This window comes from Nocardiopsis moroccensis, from assembly GCF_055763695.1.
Map to the genome: position 1 here is coordinate 4,023,485 of NZ_CP199747.1, position 14,563 is coordinate 4,038,047.

The following is a 14,563-nucleotide window of genomic DNA, read 5'->3' on the forward strand; positions in this document are numbered from 1 at the left end:
CCAGTACCGCCAGACCCAGCTCGGATACAGGTCTGGCGCAGCCCGACATGAACACCGTGGTCGGCACGCACAACATCCTGTTGCTCACCCTGGACACCCTGCGCCACGACGTGGCGGTCGAGCTCGCCGGGGCCGAACGCACCCCGAACCTGGCCCGGCTGCTGCCCCAGGGCGGCTGGGAGGAGCGGCACTCCCCCGCGAGCTTCACCTACGCCGCCCACCTGGCCATGCTCGCCGGGTTCCTGCCCACCCCAGCCTCACCCGGCCCGCACCCGCGCCTGTTCGCCGCGTCCTTCCCCGGCAGCGTCTCCACCGCACCCGGCACCTGGACGTTCGAGGCGCCCGACCTCGCCTCCGGCCTGGCCCGGGCGGGTTATCACACCGCCTGCGTGGGCGGAACCGGCTTCTTCAACCGCAGGTCGGAGCTGGGTTCGGTGCTGCCGGACCTGTTCGCCGAAAGCCACTGGGAGGAGTCCTTCGGCGTCGCCGACCCGCGCTCCTTCGAGAACCAGGTGGACCGCGCCGTCGAGGTGGCCGCCGCCACCCCCGCGGAACAACCCCTGTTCCTGCTGCTCAACGCGGCCGCCCTGCACCAGCCCAACTGGTTCCACCTGCCCGGCGCGACCAGGGAGGGCGGGGACACCCGGGCCAGCCACGCGGCGGCCCTGGAGTACGTCGACCGCCACCTCCCCCCGCTGCTCGCCGCGCTGTCCACCCGCCGTCCCTGCTTCGCGATCGTGTGCTCGGACCACGGCACCGCCTACGGCGAGGACGGCTACACCGGCCACCGGATCGGCCACGAGACCGTCTGGACCGTCCCCTACACCCACGCCGTCCTCCCCCGCGGATACGGCGCCGATCCCGCATCCGAGCAGCCCGAGAAGGAGGACGCATGAGCGTCATCCCGATGGCCGAACCCGTCCGCGCGGACTCCCCGTACCGCTCGTACGTATACGCCTACCCGCACAAGAGCGCCTACCGGCCCTTCACCGAGCGGCCCGCCCTGGCCGACCTGTGGCGGGAGGAGGACGTCAGCTCGCTCTCGCTGTACGCGCACATCCCGTTCTGCGAGATGCGCTGCGGGTTCTGCAACCTCTTCACCCGTTCCACTCCCCCGGCGGAGCAGGTCACCGCCTACCTGGACGCCCTGGAGCGCCAGGCCGGGACGGTCGCCTCCGCCCTGCCCGCCGGCGCCTCGTTCGCCCGGGCCGCCCTGGGCGGGGGCACCCCCACCTACCTGACCGCCGAGGAGCTCATCCGGGTCTGCGACCTGGTCGAACGTTCCTTCGGGGTGGACCTCGCCGCGATCCCGGTGTCGGTGGAGACCTCACCGGCCACCGCCACCCCGGACCGCCTGCAGGTGTTGGACGAACGCGGCGCGACCCGGATCAGCATGGGCGTGCAGAGCTTCGTCGACTCCGAGGCGCACGCCGCCGGACGCCCGCAGAAACGCGGTGAGGTGGACCGCGCGCTGGCCGACATCCGCGAGCACGCCCGGGCCGGACTCAACGTGGACCTGATCTACGGCATCGACCGGCAGACCCCGAAGACCTGGGAGTACTCCCTGGACACCGCGCTGTCCTGGGAACCGGAGGAGATCTACCTCTACCCGCTGTACGTCCGGCCGCTCACCGGGCTGGGCCGCCGCGCCCGCGCCTGGGACGACCACCGGCTGGCGCTGTACCGCCAGGGCCGTGACCACCTGCGCGAACGCGGCTACGAGCAGGTGTCCATGCGCATGTTCCGGCGGGCCGACGCCCCCGAGTCCGCCGGGCACGGCGCGGCGGCCGCGGCCCCGGACTACTGCTGCCAGACCGACGGCATGGTCGGCCTGGGCTGCGGCGCCCGCTCCTACACCGCCTCGACCCACTACTCCTTCGACTACGCGGTGGGCGTGGGCAGGGTGCGGTCGATCATCTCCGACTACGTGGGGCGCGACGCGGCCGAGTTCGCCCGCGCCGAGGTCGGCTTCGCCCTGGACTCCGGCGAGCGGCGCCGGAGGCACGTGTTGCAGTCGCTGCTGCGCGTGGAGGGGCTGGCGGTCGCCGACTACACGGCCCGGTTCGCCGCGCACCCGGTGGCGGACTTCCCCGTCGAGTTCGCGGCGCTGGCCGAACGCGGCTGGCTGGAACCGGAAGGCGGGGGCGAAGAAGGTGCCCGGGACGCCGGGACTCGCGCTTCCGGGAGCACCGGGCTGCTCCGGCTCACCGAGGAGGGGCTGGCGCACTCGGACGCGATCGGCCCGGACTTCTTCTCCGGCCGGGTGAACCGGCTGATGGCCGAGTACGAGGCGGGGTGAGCCGCATGAGCACCTGCGGCCCCGTCGACCTTCCCGATCCCGCGCTCGCCCGCCCCGCCATGGCGCGGGCCCTGCCCGGGCACCTCACCCTGCTGTACCGGGGGCCGCTGGCCAGTTGCGACTACGACTGCCCGTACTGCCCCTTCGCCAAGCGCCGGGACAGCCCCGGGACCCTGCGCGCGGACCGGGCCGCCCTGGAGCGGTTCACCGACTGGGTGGCCACCCGGGCCGAGGAAGCACCCGGGACCCGATTCTCGGTGCTGTTCACCCCTTGGGGCGAGGGGCTGACCCGCTCCTGGTACCGGCGGGCGATGGTCCGGCTGAGCCGGCTGCCGCACGTGGAGCGGGTGGCGATCCAGACCAACCTGAGCGGGCGCACGGCCTGGCTCGCCGACTGCGACCGGGACTCGGTGGCCCTGTGGACCACCTACCACCCGGGCGAGGTCAGCCACGAGCGCTTCCTGGACAAGGCGCGCGAACTCTCCGCGATGGGGATCCGGTTCAGCGTGGGGGTGGTGGGACAGCCCGAGCACCTGGAGGCGGCGGTGCGGATGCGCGCCGACCTGCCCGAGGAGGTGTACCTGTGGGTGAACGCCGCCGAGGGGGCCGTCTACACCGACGCCGAGGCGGCCTCCTGGCAGGAGGTCGACCCGCACTTCCACTACAGTCGCCTGCCGCACCCCAGCCGCGGGCTGCCCTGTCGTACGGGTGAGAGTGTGCTGTCCGTGAACGGGGACGGCGACGTGCGCCGCTGCCACTTCGTGGACACCCCTCTGGGCAACCTCTACGACGGGTCCTTCGCGGCCCGCCTGGGACCGGCCCCGTGCCCGCTGACCAGTTGCGACTGCCACATCGGCTACGTGCACCTGGAGACCCTGGACCTGTACGACGTGTTCCGGGGCGGGGTGATCGAGCGGATCCCGGCCGGCACGGGCGGCCGGTGAACTTCCGCCGGCCTTCCTCCGCGGGTCCCGAAAACCCATCGAAACCGTCGCCTGCGGACGAGATAATCCATCCCATGGTCCTTCCCAGAGTCATCGCCACCGACCTCGACGGAACCCTGCTCGGCCGGAGCGGTGAGGTCTCCGACCGCAACCGCCGAGCCCTGACCGCCGCCGTGGAAGCAGGGATCAAGGTGGTCATCGTGACCGCCCGCCCGCCGCGCACCACCGAGGTCTTCGCCGACATGTTCGACTGCGCCGCCGTGGTCTGCGGCAACGGAGCCCACACCCGACTGCCCGGGGAGGCGTCGCCGCTGGTGCGGGCCATCGACCGCGACACCTCCGGCACGATCGTGGCCAAACTCCGGGGTGCCCTGCCCGAACTGGGCTTCGGTGTGGAGACCGGCGCGGGCTTCTACCACGACGCCGACTACCACCTGGAACCGTGGGTACCGCGCGAGTGGGTGAGCGGGGTGCTGGAGGACACCGACGCCCTGTTGGAGGCCGCGACCCCGGTCACCAAGCTCATCGCCCGTTCCAGCACACACCCGGTGCACCTGATGTACGAGGCGGCGGTGGCCTCGGTGGGTCCGCTCGCGGAGGCGACCTACTCGGGCCGCGCGGGGCTCGTGGAGCTGAGCGCCCCCGGAGTGAACAAGGGCAGCACGCTCGCGATGCTGTGCGAGCGTTGGGGCGTGTCCAGCGAGGAGGTCGTGGCCTTCGGTGACATGCCCAACGACCGGTCCGCCCTGACCTGGGCCGGTTCCGGGTACGCGATGTCCAGCGGACACCCCGAGCTGCTCGACCCCGCGCTGGGGTTGAAGGTGGCCCCCTCCAGCTTCGAGGACGGTGTGGGCCGCGTGGTGGAGAGCCTGCTGGAGCAGGCCTGACCCGTGGCTCTGGGCACTGATAATCGTTGGCTACGGCTGCGGTGCGGCGCCTAACGTGGCAGGGACCAGTAGTTCCCGAGTTTTCGAGGACCCGCCGTGCCGCACCCCACCCAGCTCGTCTCCTCGCTCGCCGCACCCGAACGGCTCGCGCTGTACGCCCGGATCGTCACCGCCGGGCCCGAGGGGTTGGACGCCGCCGAACTCCAGGGGGCCAGGGCCGCCAAGCGCCTGGCACGCCTGGTGCGCGACGGCCTGGTCCGGGAGGAGGGGTCGGGCGCGGGGGGCGTGCGGCTGGTGGCGGTCACCGAGGTGTTCGCCGCGGCCATGCGGTCCCACCGGGACGAGAACAGCACGGGTGAACCGGTGGACGCGCTCTTCCGCCAGGGGCGCCTCACCACGATGCCGGCCAGGCGTGAACTGCGGCTGGCGGTACTGGAGCGGATCAGCGGGCGGCTGTTCGCCCCGGGGAAGGAGTACACGGAGAAGGAGGTCAACGCGGCCATCCGCACCTGCTTCGACGACCACTCCGCCATGCGCCGCTACCTGGTCGAGGAGGGTTTCCTCGACCGCGAGGACGACGGCAGCGTGTACCGCCTGACCAGGAGCCACGGGTGAGACCCGGCGCTGGGGCCGCGTTCGGGCGGCTCCGGCGCCCCCGGCCGTCAGCGCACCGGCTCGACCAGGCAGAACTCGTTGCCCTCCGGGTCCTGGAGGACCTGGAACGCACCCTGGTCGTCGGTGACCGCCTCCCCCAGCGGGCTCGCGCCGCGCTCCACCGCCGCCCGTGCGGCCTCGGCGATGTCCCCGCCGAGCACGAAGGCCCAGAAGCGGGCGAGGGAGGAGGGTTCGACGGCGTTGACGACCCACTGGTCGACGGTTCCCAGACTCATCCCGAGAGCCTAGTGACCGGGGACTGGTCCGGGCTCCCCGTAGCCGCTCCGCGGCCGGAAGCGGTCAGCCGAGGACCTTGAGGCCCACCACGCCCGCCACGATCGCGATCAGGCACAGGGCCTTGGGCACGCTGAAGCCCTCACCGAGGAAGAACATACCGACGAGGGCCGTGCCCACGACCCCGACGGACACCCAGACGGCATAACCCGTACCGAGCGGGATGGTGCGCAGGGCGTAGGCCAGACCGGCCATGCTCAGGGCGAGGGCGACCAGGAAGGTCACCGACGGCCAGAGGCGGGTGAAGCCCTGTGAGGCGTGCAGCGCGGCGGCCCACGCGGTCTCCAGCAGGCCGGAGACCACCAGAACGATCCATGCCATGACCCGTTACCTCCAAGACGTGCGAACAGTGTCCGCGCCGTCTTGTCCTGACCGGGTACGGCGCACCTCGTCCGGGGTCCTCAGGTCCTCGGAACATACAACACCTCCGACGGGCCGGGGGTTCCGGGTGGGGGTGGAGACACGGGCCACCGGACACCGCGTGCCCGGGCCCCGAGCGGCCGGGCAGGACGCCGGTGCGCCGGGGCGGCTGCCGTCCGCACGGCCGCACGGCGTCATCATGGGTGAGAAGAGCAGTGAGGACACCGGAAGGCAGTGGTGAGGGTGGGACGGGTCACCGTACGCGAGCGGGTCCTGCGGATCCGGGACGGGGCGGCGAGCGAGCGGGTCGACACGCTCGTGGTCGAGGAGCCCCTGGAGGTCAGGCTGGACGGCGACCCCCTGAGCATCACCATGCGCACCCCCGGGAGCGACTTCGACCTCGCCGCCGGGTTCCTGGTCGGTGAGGGTGTGGTGGCCGAAAGGCACGAGATCACCGCGATCCGCTACTGCGCCGGGGCCACCGAGGACGGGTCGAACACCTACAACGTGCTCGACGTGTCCCTGGCCCCCGGTGTCCCCCGGCCCGACACCTCGCTGGAACGCAACTTCTACACCTCCTCCTCGTGCGGCCTGTGCGGCAAGGCGAGCCTGGACGCCGTACGGACCAGGGCCCGCTGGCCGGTCGGCGGGGACGGCCCGCGGGTCGGCGCGGACACCCTGGCCGTGCTGCCGGACCGGCTGCGCGAGGCGCAACGGGTGTTCGACCGCACCGGGGGCCTGCACGCGGCCGGGCTCTTCACCCCGGACGGGGAGCTGCTCGCCCTGCGCGAGGACGTGGGCAGGCACAACGCGGTGGACAAGCTGGTCGGCTGGGCCCTGCGCTCGGGTCGGCTGCCGCTGCGCGAGAGCGTGCTGATGCTCTCGGGGCGCGCCTCCTTCGAGCTGGTCCAGAAGGCGTGGATGGCGGGGATTCCCGTGGTGTCCGCCGTCTCGGCCCCCTCCTCCCTCGCCGTCGACCTGGCCGCGGAGGCGGGCCTGACCCTCGTCGGGTTCCTGCGCGGCAACTCCATGAACGTCTACGCAGGAAGGCACCGCGTCCTCCTGGGGGAGGAACCGAACGACCCCGGCCCGGCCCCGGACCGGGCGGACCAGCGGCACCCCTAGCGGGCCGACCGGAAGCGTCGCCGGTGCGGGGTCTCCACCCCGGTGATCTTGCTACCAGGGGCGAAATCGGCGCCGAACTTGCCCCTGGTAGCAAGATCACCACGTAAGGGGATGACCGCCCGGCGACCGTTCGCCGCACCACGGAGCCGTTCGTCGCACGGTGGGCGACCGCTTGCCGCTCCCCTCCCGCGTTCGGCGCGCGCCCCGGCACGCCCCCTGCTCATCCGTAGTGTCGCTCCTTACAGTGCCGAGTAACGCAGGTCACATAAACCGGACATACCGCGGAAACCTGCGTTCACCAGCAGCACCGTTCCCGCTCATCCCCCGGAGGTACCGAAAACCATGGCAAGCGACAGGCCGACAAAGGATCCGACACCCCCCGACGGGAACGGCGGCGACGAGCCGATCAGCAACGCGACCTTCGTCGCCATGCACGGCGACCCGAGGTTCATCGACCTGAAGCGGCGCCTGTACCGCTTCATCTTCCCCATGAGCATCGCCTTCATGGCCTGGTACCTGCTCTACGTACTCATGTCGGCCTTCGGGCGCGACATCATGGGCACCAACCTCTTCGGCAGCGTCAACGTGGCTCTGCTGTTCGGCCTCCTCCAGTTCGTGTCCACGTTCGGGATCGCGGTCCTGTACACGAGGTACGCGAACCGCAACTTCGACCGGCCCGCCGCAGAGCTGCGCGACGAGCTCCAGAACGGCGCCAACGCCCAGAAGAGGGAGGACGACCGATGATCCTCGCGCAAGAGGCTGTCAGCGAGAGCAGCCGGATGGTCACCATCGTCCTCTTCTCGCTCATGATCGCGGCGACGCTCGGCATCACGGTCTGGGCCAGCCGCAACACCCGTTCGGCCACCGACTTCCACTCCGGCGGGCGCGGGTTCTCCCCGCTGCAGAACGGCCTGGCCATCGGCAGCGACTACATGTCCGCCGCGTCCTTCCTGGGCATCGCGGGCATGATCGCCCTGTTCGGCTACGACGGCTTCCTCTACTCCATCGGCTTCCTGGTGGCCTGGCTGGTCGCCCTGCTGCTCGTCGCCGAGCTGCTGCGCAACTCCGGCCGTTACACCATGGGCGACGTGCTCTCCTACCGGATGCAGCAGCGCCCGGTGCGCACGGCCGCCGCGGTCTCCACCGTGGTGGTGTCGATCTTCTACCTCCTCGCCCAGATGGTCGGCGCGGGCGCGCTCATCGCCCTGCTGCTCGGCATCCAGGAGGGGCAGACCTTCCTCGGCATGGACGCCCCGACCGCGAAGATCGCCGGCATCGTCGTCGTCGGTCTGCTGATGACCATCTACGTGGCGTTCGGCGGCATGAAGGGCACCACCTGGGTGCAGATCACCAAGGCCGTCATCCTGATGAGCGGCGCCGCCCTGCTCACCCTGCTCACCCTGTCGCTGTACGGCTTCAACCTGGGCTCCCTGATGACCGACGCGGCCAACGCCAGCCAGGCGGCGGCCAACGGCAACGCGGCCGGGTTCCTGGAGCCGGGCCTGCGCTACGGCGTCGAGGTGGCGGGCGACCCGCTGCAGACCATGTGGAACAAGCTGGACCTGATCAGCCTCGGGCTGGCCCTGGTCCTGGGCACCGCCGGTCTGCCGCACATCCTGATCCGCTTCTACACGGTTCCGGACTCCGGAAGCGCGCGCAAGTCCGTCAACTGGGGCATCGGCCTCATCGGCACCTTCTACCTGATGACCCTGGTGCTGGGCTTCGGCGCCGCGGCGCTCGTCGGCCACGAGGCCATCACCACCCAGGACGCCGCGGGCAACACGGCGGCGCCGCAGCTGGCCCAGGTCGTCGGGACGACCATCGGCGGCGACATGGCCGGAGCGGTCCTGCTGGCCCTCATCGCCTCCGCCGCCTTCGCCGCGATCCTGTCCACCGTGGCCGGCCTGGTCATCGCCTCGTCCTCCTCGCTGGCACACGACTTCTACAACTCGGTGATCCGCAAGGGCAGGGCCACCGGGTCCGAGGAGGTCAAGGTCGCCAAGCTGTCCGCCCTGGTGATCGGCTCCGTCGCTATCCTCCTGGCGATCTTCGCCCAGAACCTCAACGTGGCCTTCCTGGTGGCGCTGGCGTTCGCGATCGCGGCCTCGGCGAACCTGCCCACCCTGCTGCTCAGCCTGTTCTGGAAGCGCTTCAACACCGCCGGCGCGCTGGCGGGCATCTACGGCGGCCTGATCAGCGCGGTGGGCCTGGTGTTCTTCTCCCCGGTCGTCTCCGGCTCGGAGAACGCGCTCATGCCGAACGCCGACTTCGCCTGGTTCCCGCTGCCCAACCCGGCTCTGGTCTCGGTGCCGATCAGCATCCTGTGCGCGGTCGTCGGAACGTACATGTCCAAGGAACGCGACTTCGAGAAATTCGCGATGCTCCAGGTCCGCGCCCTCACCGGCGCCGGAGCCGAGAAGGCGGGCGACCACTAGGACGACTCTGCCAAGGGGTCCGGGCCACCGGTCACCGGCGGCCACTCCCCCGGGCGCGCACCCTCGCCCGGCGCCGCAGGCCCGGACCCCCGCCCACAGGGCCCGCCGTCCTCCGGGACGGCGGGCCCTCCCCATGGAGGAAGGCAGCACCCGCAACGTGAGTGTCGACACATTCTGCGGAGATAAGATCGTTCCGTGTCCTATCGGTGGCTGTCGTGGCTTTCCCCCTCCCGGCGCCCCACGTCTTCGGAACGCCGGGCGAGTGTGGACCTGATGCGTCAGGTCCACGCTCTGGGCGTCGACCTCCAGGACGGGCTGCACGGGCGCGGTGTGAACTCCGCCGCCCGGCGCCTGCGCCAGGTCCTGGCCGTGGACGGGGTGCTCCTCGCCGACCTCGACGGACCGGTGGCCTCCCACGGGAGGTGCCCGGACACCGACGAGGTCGCCGGACTGCTCTCCCAGGTCTTCGAGTACGGGGGCGGCGCCCGCTCCCGTCTGCCCGACGGGTCCTCGGTGTGCGCCGTCCCACTGACCGTCGCCGACGAACTCTCCGGGGCGCTGCTCGCCTCCGGCGACCCCGTGGAGGCGGACGTCGAGGCGGCCGCGGCGCTGGTCTCGGACTGCCTGGACCACGCCGCGCTGCGCCGGGCCCGCGCCCGGATCGCCGCTGCCGACCTGCGCACCCTGCGCGCCCAGATCTCACCGCACTTCGTGCACAACGCGCTGGCGGTGATCGCCGCCCTGGTGCGCACCGACCCCGACCGGGCCCGCCACCTGCTGTCGGACTTCGCCGACTACCTGCGGTACGGGTTCTCGGAGAAGGGCGACTACGCGACCGTCTCCGACGAGCTGGAGGCCACCCAGACCTACCTCGAACTCCAGCGGGCCCGCTTCCACGACCGCCTGGACATCACCGTGCGGATGGCGCCCGAGGTACTGCCGGTCGCCATCCCCTTCCTGGTCGTGCAACCGATCGTGGAGAACGCGATCCGGCACGGGCTGGAACGCAAGGAGGGCCGGGGGCACATCAGCGTGTCCGGTTTCGGCGAGGGTCCCCTGTGCGTGATCGAGATCGAGGACGACGGCGTGGGCATGCACCCGGAGCTGGCCCGTGCCCTGCTGGCGGGCACCGGGCCGGAGTCGCGCAGTGTCGGCCTGGCCAACGTCGACCAGCGGCTGCGGGCGGTCTACGGACCGGAGTACGGTCTGGTGATCGAGACCGCGCTGGGAGAAGGGACGAAGGTGACCGTGCGCGTACCGAGGTTCGCACCCGGGGTGGTGGTCCGGTGAGACCCGAACTCCGTGTACTGGTGGTGGAGGACGAGGCGTCCACCCGCCAGGAGATGGCCTCCCTCCTCGGTGACATGCCCGAGGTGTCGGAGGTCCTGGTCGCGTCCAACGGCGCCAGCGCCGTGCGCCTGCTGGGCACCACCAGCATCGACGCCGCGTTCCTGGACATCCTGATGCCCGGGCTGGACGGCATGGACGTGGCCCGGGTGTTGAGCGTGATGTCGGAGCCGCCGTCGATCGTGTTCGTGACCGCGTCCGAGAGTCACGCCGTGGAGGCCTTCGGGATCGGAGCGGTGGACTACCTGCTCAAACCCATCCGCCCGGAGCGGCTGGCCGAGGCAGTGGGGCGGATCGCCCAACTGCGCCGGGCCAGCGGTTCGGCGCCCCCGGCCGAGGACCTGCACGTGGTGCAGATCGACACCGGTCGACGCACCGTGTTCGTCAAACGCGACGACGTGCAGTTCGTGGAGGCGCAGGGCGACTACGTACGACTGCACACCGCCGAGGGCACCCACCTGATCCGGCTGTCGCTGTCCTACCTGGAGGAGGTCTGGGTCTCGGCCGGGTTCGTACGGGTGCACCGCGGTTTCCTCGTCGCCATCCCGTGGGTGCGGGACCTGCGGGTGACCTCCTCGTCCGGGTTGGTCGCGGGCACACCCGCCGGGGACGTCCCGGTGAGCCGCAGGCACGGCCGTCACCTGCGGGAACAGCTCCTGGAGGCGGCCAAGCGCGACCAGTTGGGCCGTTCGGCCCGCCCTCCGGGGACGGCCAAGGAACAGCCGTGACCCCGAGTCGGAAGGAATGGCCGTGAGCCCGCGCAGGGAGAAGCTCACCAGCCCGCAGACCCGCATCGCGCTGGCGCGGGGAAACCGTCCCGTGCAGCACCTGCTCCCGGTACCCGAACCGGTGGACACCGAGGCGGCACGACGTCTCTTCCGGGCCCAGCGGCGCACGGCCGTGCGCACGGTCTCGCTGCTGTCGGCGGTGCTGTTCGGGCTGAGCGGTTCCTTCGCCCTGTTCCCGGCCCTGGGGCAGGTCCGTCTCGCGGGGGTTCCGGTGTCGTGGCTGTTGCTGACGGTGGCGATCTACCCGGCGCTGTTCGGCCTGGCGCTGTGGCACGTACGCGCGGCCGAACGTCTGGAGGACCGGGCAGAGCGCCTGGCGCGGGACCGGGACCCGGGCCGGGGGCAGGACCGGGTTCGTCGCCCGGAGTCCGGCACCGAACCTGACGGGACGCCGTGAGCACGGCGGTTATCGCGATAGGCCTGGTACTCGCCACCAGCCTGTTCATCGGGGTGTACGGGGTGCGGGCGGCCCGTTCCACCTCGGACTTCCTGGTGGCCTCGCGACGGGTGTCGCCCAACTGGAACGCGCTGGCGATCGCCGGTGAGTACCTGTCGGCCGCTTCGGTGCTGGGCCTGGCCGGGCTGCTGCTCAAGAACGGCCTGGGCACCATGTGGTACGCCGTGGGCTTCACCGCGGGCTACGTCGCCGTGGTCGCCCTGGTGGCGGGCCCGATGCGCCGTTCGGGGGCGTTCACCGTGCCGGACTTCGCCGAGTACCGACTGGGCGCGCCCCGGCTGCGCAAGCTCTGCGGCTGTGTGGTCCTGGTGATCATGCTGTTGTACCTGGTACCGCAGTTCAAAGGCGCCGGCGTGGTGCTGAGCCTGGTCAGCGGGACCCCCTACTGGGTGGGGGTGCTCCTGGCGGGGCTGGTGGTGAGCGGTTCGATCGCCGCGGGCGGGATGCGCTCGGCGACCTACGTGCAGGCCTTCCACTACGTCGTCAAACTGCTCTTCCTCGCCGTGCCCGCGGTCTACCTCGTGGTGCACGCGGGTGCCGACACGCGGGCCGAGGCCCTGCACCCGGAGTGGGGGACCCACTTCCCCCGGGCCACCCCGGTGGAGTTCACCGTCGCCACGGACTTCCGGCTGGACGAACCGGTCACCGTGACCACCGCCGAGGGCGAGGAGCTGGAGCTGGAGCCCGGGGCACACTCGGTCGAACGGGGCACGGAGTACGTGTTCCCGGCGGGCGGCACCATCCCGCACCCGGACGGCCTGCCGGAGCTGGGCAGCGAACGGTGGAGCACCCCCCTGCTGGACGTGGGCGGCTACCCGTTGTTCGAGACCTGGTCGACGTTGCTCGCGATCACTCTCGGCTGTATGGGCCTGCCGCACGTCATCATGCGCTTCCACACGAGCCCGACCGCGCGGATCGCCCGCCGGGTGGCGGTGGGCGTGATCGCCCTGTTGGGATTGTTCTACCTGTTCCCCACGGTCTACGGGCTGTTGGGCCGGGTGCTCACACCGCAGCTGGTGATGCTCCAGGGCACCGACACCGTGGCGGTGGTCCTGCCCGCCCAGGCCGTCCCGGGATCGATGGGCACCGTCCTCACCGCGCTGGTGGCGGCGGGGGCCTTCGGGGCGTTCCTGTCGACCTCCTCGGGGCTTCTCCTGGCCCTTGCCGGGGGCCTGTCCCACGACCTGTTCCAGGGGAGCGTGCCCCGGTTGCGGCTGGCCGTGGCGGTCGGCGCCTGCGTGGCCGTACTGCTGGCCCTGCCCGCGCAGATGATCGACATCAACGTGCTGGTGGTGTGGGCGTTCACGGTGGCCGCCTCGACCTTCTGTCCCCTGCTGGTGCTGGGTATCTGGTGGCGGCGCCTCACCCTGCCGGGTGCGGCCGCGGGCCTGATCGTCGGCGGTGTGACCGCCACCGGGACCATCGGCTGGTCGATCCTGCTCGACACCCCCGAGGGCTGGGTGACGGTGCTGCTGGCCCAGCCCGCCGCCTGGACCATCCCGTTGGCCTTCCTGACGATGATGGCCGTGTCCCGGTTCACCAGGCCCCCGGAGTGGGCGGAGCACGCGGTGCTGCGCCTGCACTCCCCGTGAGGACCAAAGGCCTTGGTGTCCCGGTCCGCCGGGGGTACGTTCGCAGCGCCCCTGACGAAACCCCCTAGGAGGACACCGTGTCCCTCTCCCCCGGACGAGCGCAGCACACGTCCCGCTTGACCACCCTGACCGCCCTGGCCGCGTCGGTGGTGTTCCTCGTACCCGGCACCGCCTTCGCCGAAATGGGCCAGGTCCGCACCGAGAGCCAGGAGGTCATCCTCACCGAGGAGGGTGTCTACGAGGTCGGCGAGGACGTGGAGAGCCTGGACGCGTTCCTGGTGGAGAACCCCGAGTACGGGCCCGCCGTGGAGGACCCCGAGGGCGTCGGCACCCTGGCCACCAACTCGCTCCCCTTGACCCACGGGGTCCTGACCACGAGGACCACCCGCTGCGAGAGCGCGACCGTCAGCTACAGCAAGCGCAGCGGTTCGGAACTGACCATCAGGTTCTCCCTCGCCCAGTTGGGCAGCGGCACCAAGAACGGCCCCGGCATCGGTATCGTCGCCGGTCAGACCCGCAGCTACACGTTCAGCACCAGAAGCTTCGGGAACGTCCAGGGCCGCATGTACGTGCATGAGCAGGACAAGACCTTCCGGAACGGGTACATCAGCTGCCGCTAGTCCGCACCTGCGGGACCGGAACGCCGGAGGGGGTGCGGGCACTCGGTGCCCGCACCCCCTCCGGGTGCGACCGGCCCCCTGGTCACGGGCGCGCGGCCAACCGCACCGCGGCTAGCCGGTTGAGCGACACGTTCTGTTCGGCGGCCTCGATGGCCAACCGCCGGTGCAGTTCCGGGGGGACACGAACCTGGAACTTCCCCGAGTAGCTGCGCTCCCCGATCGGTAGCGGCGGTTCCTCACCGGAGACGACCATGTCCTCGACGGTGTCCTCGGCGAGGCCGCGGATCCCCTCGAAAGCCTCGGAACTCGTGCGGGCGACCCACGACAAGGAGGGGAACTCGGCGACGGTTCCGACGTAGGACTCGTCCTCAGCCGACCAACGAACACGGTAGGCGTAGTGCTCTGCTCCGTTCACCGCTCCTCCTCCAGCTTGTCGATCGCGGCGAGGACCTGTCTCACCTGGTAGGCCTTGGCCGTTCCGTGGTCGTTCTGGATGTTCACCCTCGGGTCCCCCGACCAGGGCATCCTGTACACCTGGTGGGAGGTCCCGCTCCGGCGCGGCGGACCGAAGTAGTGCTCACACACCTTCGCCAGGTCCGCGAACCGGATCGACTTCGGCTGATCCCGCATCCGCGCGAGGATCTTCTCAAGGCTGGCCATGGCCGCAAAGTATCACTATTGATACTACCCCAAGGTTCCTTCTCCGAACCGGAACGCCGGAGGGGGTGCGGGCACTCGGTGCCCGCACCCCCTCCGGGTGC

At 71.1% G+C, this 14,563-nt stretch carries 17 protein-coding genes and 1 riboswitch; of the genes, 13 read left to right on the plus strand and 4 right to left on the minus strand.

Annotated features, from left to right (window positions below; genetic code table 11):
* The first annotated feature begins 47 nt into the window (after positions 1 to 47).
* The 5 genes from ACUKCB_RS17880 to ACUKCB_RS17900 all read left to right on the plus strand — a co-directional run bounded on the left by ACUKCB_RS17880 (position 48) and on the right by ACUKCB_RS17900 (position 4,745).
* The gene (locus ACUKCB_RS17880; RefSeq protein WP_473041056.1) at positions 48 to 896 is read left to right on the plus strand and encodes an STM4013/SEN3800 family hydrolase; all 849 of its coding nucleotides are present in this window, start codon (positions 48 to 50) and stop codon (positions 894 to 896) included.
* A complete protein-coding gene (locus ACUKCB_RS17885; RefSeq protein WP_473036747.1) occupies positions 893 to 2,299 on the plus strand; it encodes an STM4012 family radical SAM protein in 1,407 nt (468 codons plus the stop codon). The genes ACUKCB_RS17880 and ACUKCB_RS17885 overlap by 4 nt, the downstream gene beginning before the upstream one ends.
* A 59-nt stretch (positions 2,300 to 2,358) precedes the next feature.
* Entirely contained in the window at positions 2,359 to 3,243 is an 885-nt protein-coding gene (locus ACUKCB_RS17890; protein WP_473041058.1) for an STM4011 family radical SAM protein, read from the plus strand.
* A 74-nt stretch (positions 3,244 to 3,317) separates the two neighbouring features.
* Positions 3,318 to 4,130, plus strand: a complete 813-nt coding sequence (locus tag ACUKCB_RS17895) for an HAD family hydrolase (RefSeq protein WP_473036748.1) — start codon at positions 3,318 to 3,320, stop codon at positions 4,128 to 4,130.
* A 96-nt stretch (positions 4,131 to 4,226) separates the two neighbouring features.
* A complete protein-coding gene (locus tag ACUKCB_RS17900) occupies positions 4,227 to 4,745 on the plus strand; it encodes a DUF2087 domain-containing protein (RefSeq protein WP_473036749.1) in 519 nt (172 codons plus the stop codon).
* 47 nt (positions 4,746 to 4,792) lie between these two features.
* On the opposite strand, the gene ACUKCB_RS17905 is transcribed toward ACUKCB_RS17900, so the two are convergent.
* Together ACUKCB_RS17905 and ACUKCB_RS17910 are read right to left on the minus strand one after the other, a co-directional pair.
* Positions 4,793 to 5,020: a VOC family protein gene (locus tag ACUKCB_RS17905; protein WP_473036751.1), complete on the minus strand. Its 228-nt coding sequence runs from the start codon at positions 5,018 to 5,020 to the stop codon at positions 4,793 to 4,795.
* A 64-nt stretch (positions 5,021 to 5,084) separates the two neighbouring features.
* Positions 5,085 to 5,399, minus strand: coding sequence for a DMT family transporter (locus tag ACUKCB_RS17910; protein WP_452541026.1), 315 nt, complete (start codon positions 5,397 to 5,399; stop codon positions 5,085 to 5,087).
* A 31-nt stretch (positions 5,400 to 5,430) separates the two neighbouring features.
* Positions 5,431 to 5,497, minus strand: a riboswitch (guanidine-III (ykkC-III) riboswitch).
* 184 nt (positions 5,498 to 5,681) lie between these two features.
* Between ACUKCB_RS17910 and fdhD the strand changes: the two genes are divergently transcribed.
* The 8 genes from fdhD (at position 5,682) to ACUKCB_RS17950 (ending at position 13,802) form a co-directional block, all read left to right on the plus strand.
* Positions 5,682 to 6,563 (plus strand): formate dehydrogenase accessory sulfurtransferase FdhD, encoded by an 882-nt coding sequence (gene fdhD, locus ACUKCB_RS17915; protein WP_473041060.1) that lies wholly within the window; start codon positions 5,682 to 5,684, stop codon positions 6,561 to 6,563.
* Between the two features lie 342 nt (positions 6,564 to 6,905).
* Entirely contained in the window at positions 6,906 to 7,307 is a 402-nt protein-coding gene (locus tag ACUKCB_RS17920; RefSeq protein ID WP_473036752.1) for a DUF485 domain-containing protein, read from the plus strand.
* Entirely contained in the window at positions 7,304 to 8,998 is a 1,695-nt protein-coding gene (locus tag ACUKCB_RS17925) for a solute symporter family protein (protein WP_473036753.1), read from the plus strand. The genes ACUKCB_RS17920 and ACUKCB_RS17925 overlap by 4 nt, the downstream gene beginning before the upstream one ends.
* Positions 8,999 to 9,271: 273 nt before the next feature.
* Positions 9,272 to 10,288 (plus strand): sensor histidine kinase, encoded by a 1,017-nt coding sequence (locus ACUKCB_RS17930; protein WP_473036755.1) that lies wholly within the window; start codon positions 9,272 to 9,274, stop codon positions 10,286 to 10,288.
* Entirely contained in the window at positions 10,285 to 11,073 is a 789-nt protein-coding gene (locus ACUKCB_RS17935) for a LytR/AlgR family response regulator transcription factor (RefSeq protein WP_473036756.1), read from the plus strand. Before ACUKCB_RS17930 ends, ACUKCB_RS17935 begins: the two co-directional genes overlap by 4 nt.
* Before the next feature lie 22 nt (positions 11,074 to 11,095).
* Positions 11,096 to 11,530 carry a hypothetical protein gene (locus ACUKCB_RS17940; protein WP_473036757.1) on the plus strand — a complete coding sequence of 145 codons (435 nt, stop codon included), beginning with the start codon at positions 11,096 to 11,098 and terminating at the stop codon, positions 11,528 to 11,530.
* On the plus strand, positions 11,527 to 13,182 hold the full coding sequence (locus ACUKCB_RS17945; protein WP_473036758.1) for a sodium/solute symporter: 1,656 nt from the start codon (positions 11,527 to 11,529) through the stop codon (positions 13,180 to 13,182). The genes ACUKCB_RS17940 and ACUKCB_RS17945 overlap by 4 nt, the downstream gene beginning before the upstream one ends.
* Before the next feature lie 116 nt (positions 13,183 to 13,298).
* Entirely contained in the window at positions 13,299 to 13,802 is a 504-nt protein-coding gene (locus ACUKCB_RS17950; protein WP_473036759.1) for a hypothetical protein, read from the plus strand.
* A gap of 82 nt (positions 13,803 to 13,884) precedes the next feature.
* Here the strand turns inward: ACUKCB_RS17950 and ACUKCB_RS17955 are convergent, their stop codons facing one another.
* Both ACUKCB_RS17955 and ACUKCB_RS17960 read right to left on the minus strand, forming a co-directional pair.
* The gene (locus ACUKCB_RS17955) at positions 13,885 to 14,217 is read right to left on the minus strand and encodes a type II toxin-antitoxin system HicB family antitoxin (protein WP_473036760.1); all 333 of its coding nucleotides are present in this window, start codon (positions 14,215 to 14,217) and stop codon (positions 13,885 to 13,887) included.
* Positions 14,214 to 14,462 (minus strand): toxin HicA, encoded by a 249-nt coding sequence (locus ACUKCB_RS17960; protein WP_452541010.1) that lies wholly within the window; start codon positions 14,460 to 14,462, stop codon positions 14,214 to 14,216. The genes ACUKCB_RS17955 and ACUKCB_RS17960 overlap by 4 nt, the downstream gene beginning before the upstream one ends.
* Positions 14,463 to 14,563 lie beyond the last annotated feature (101 nt).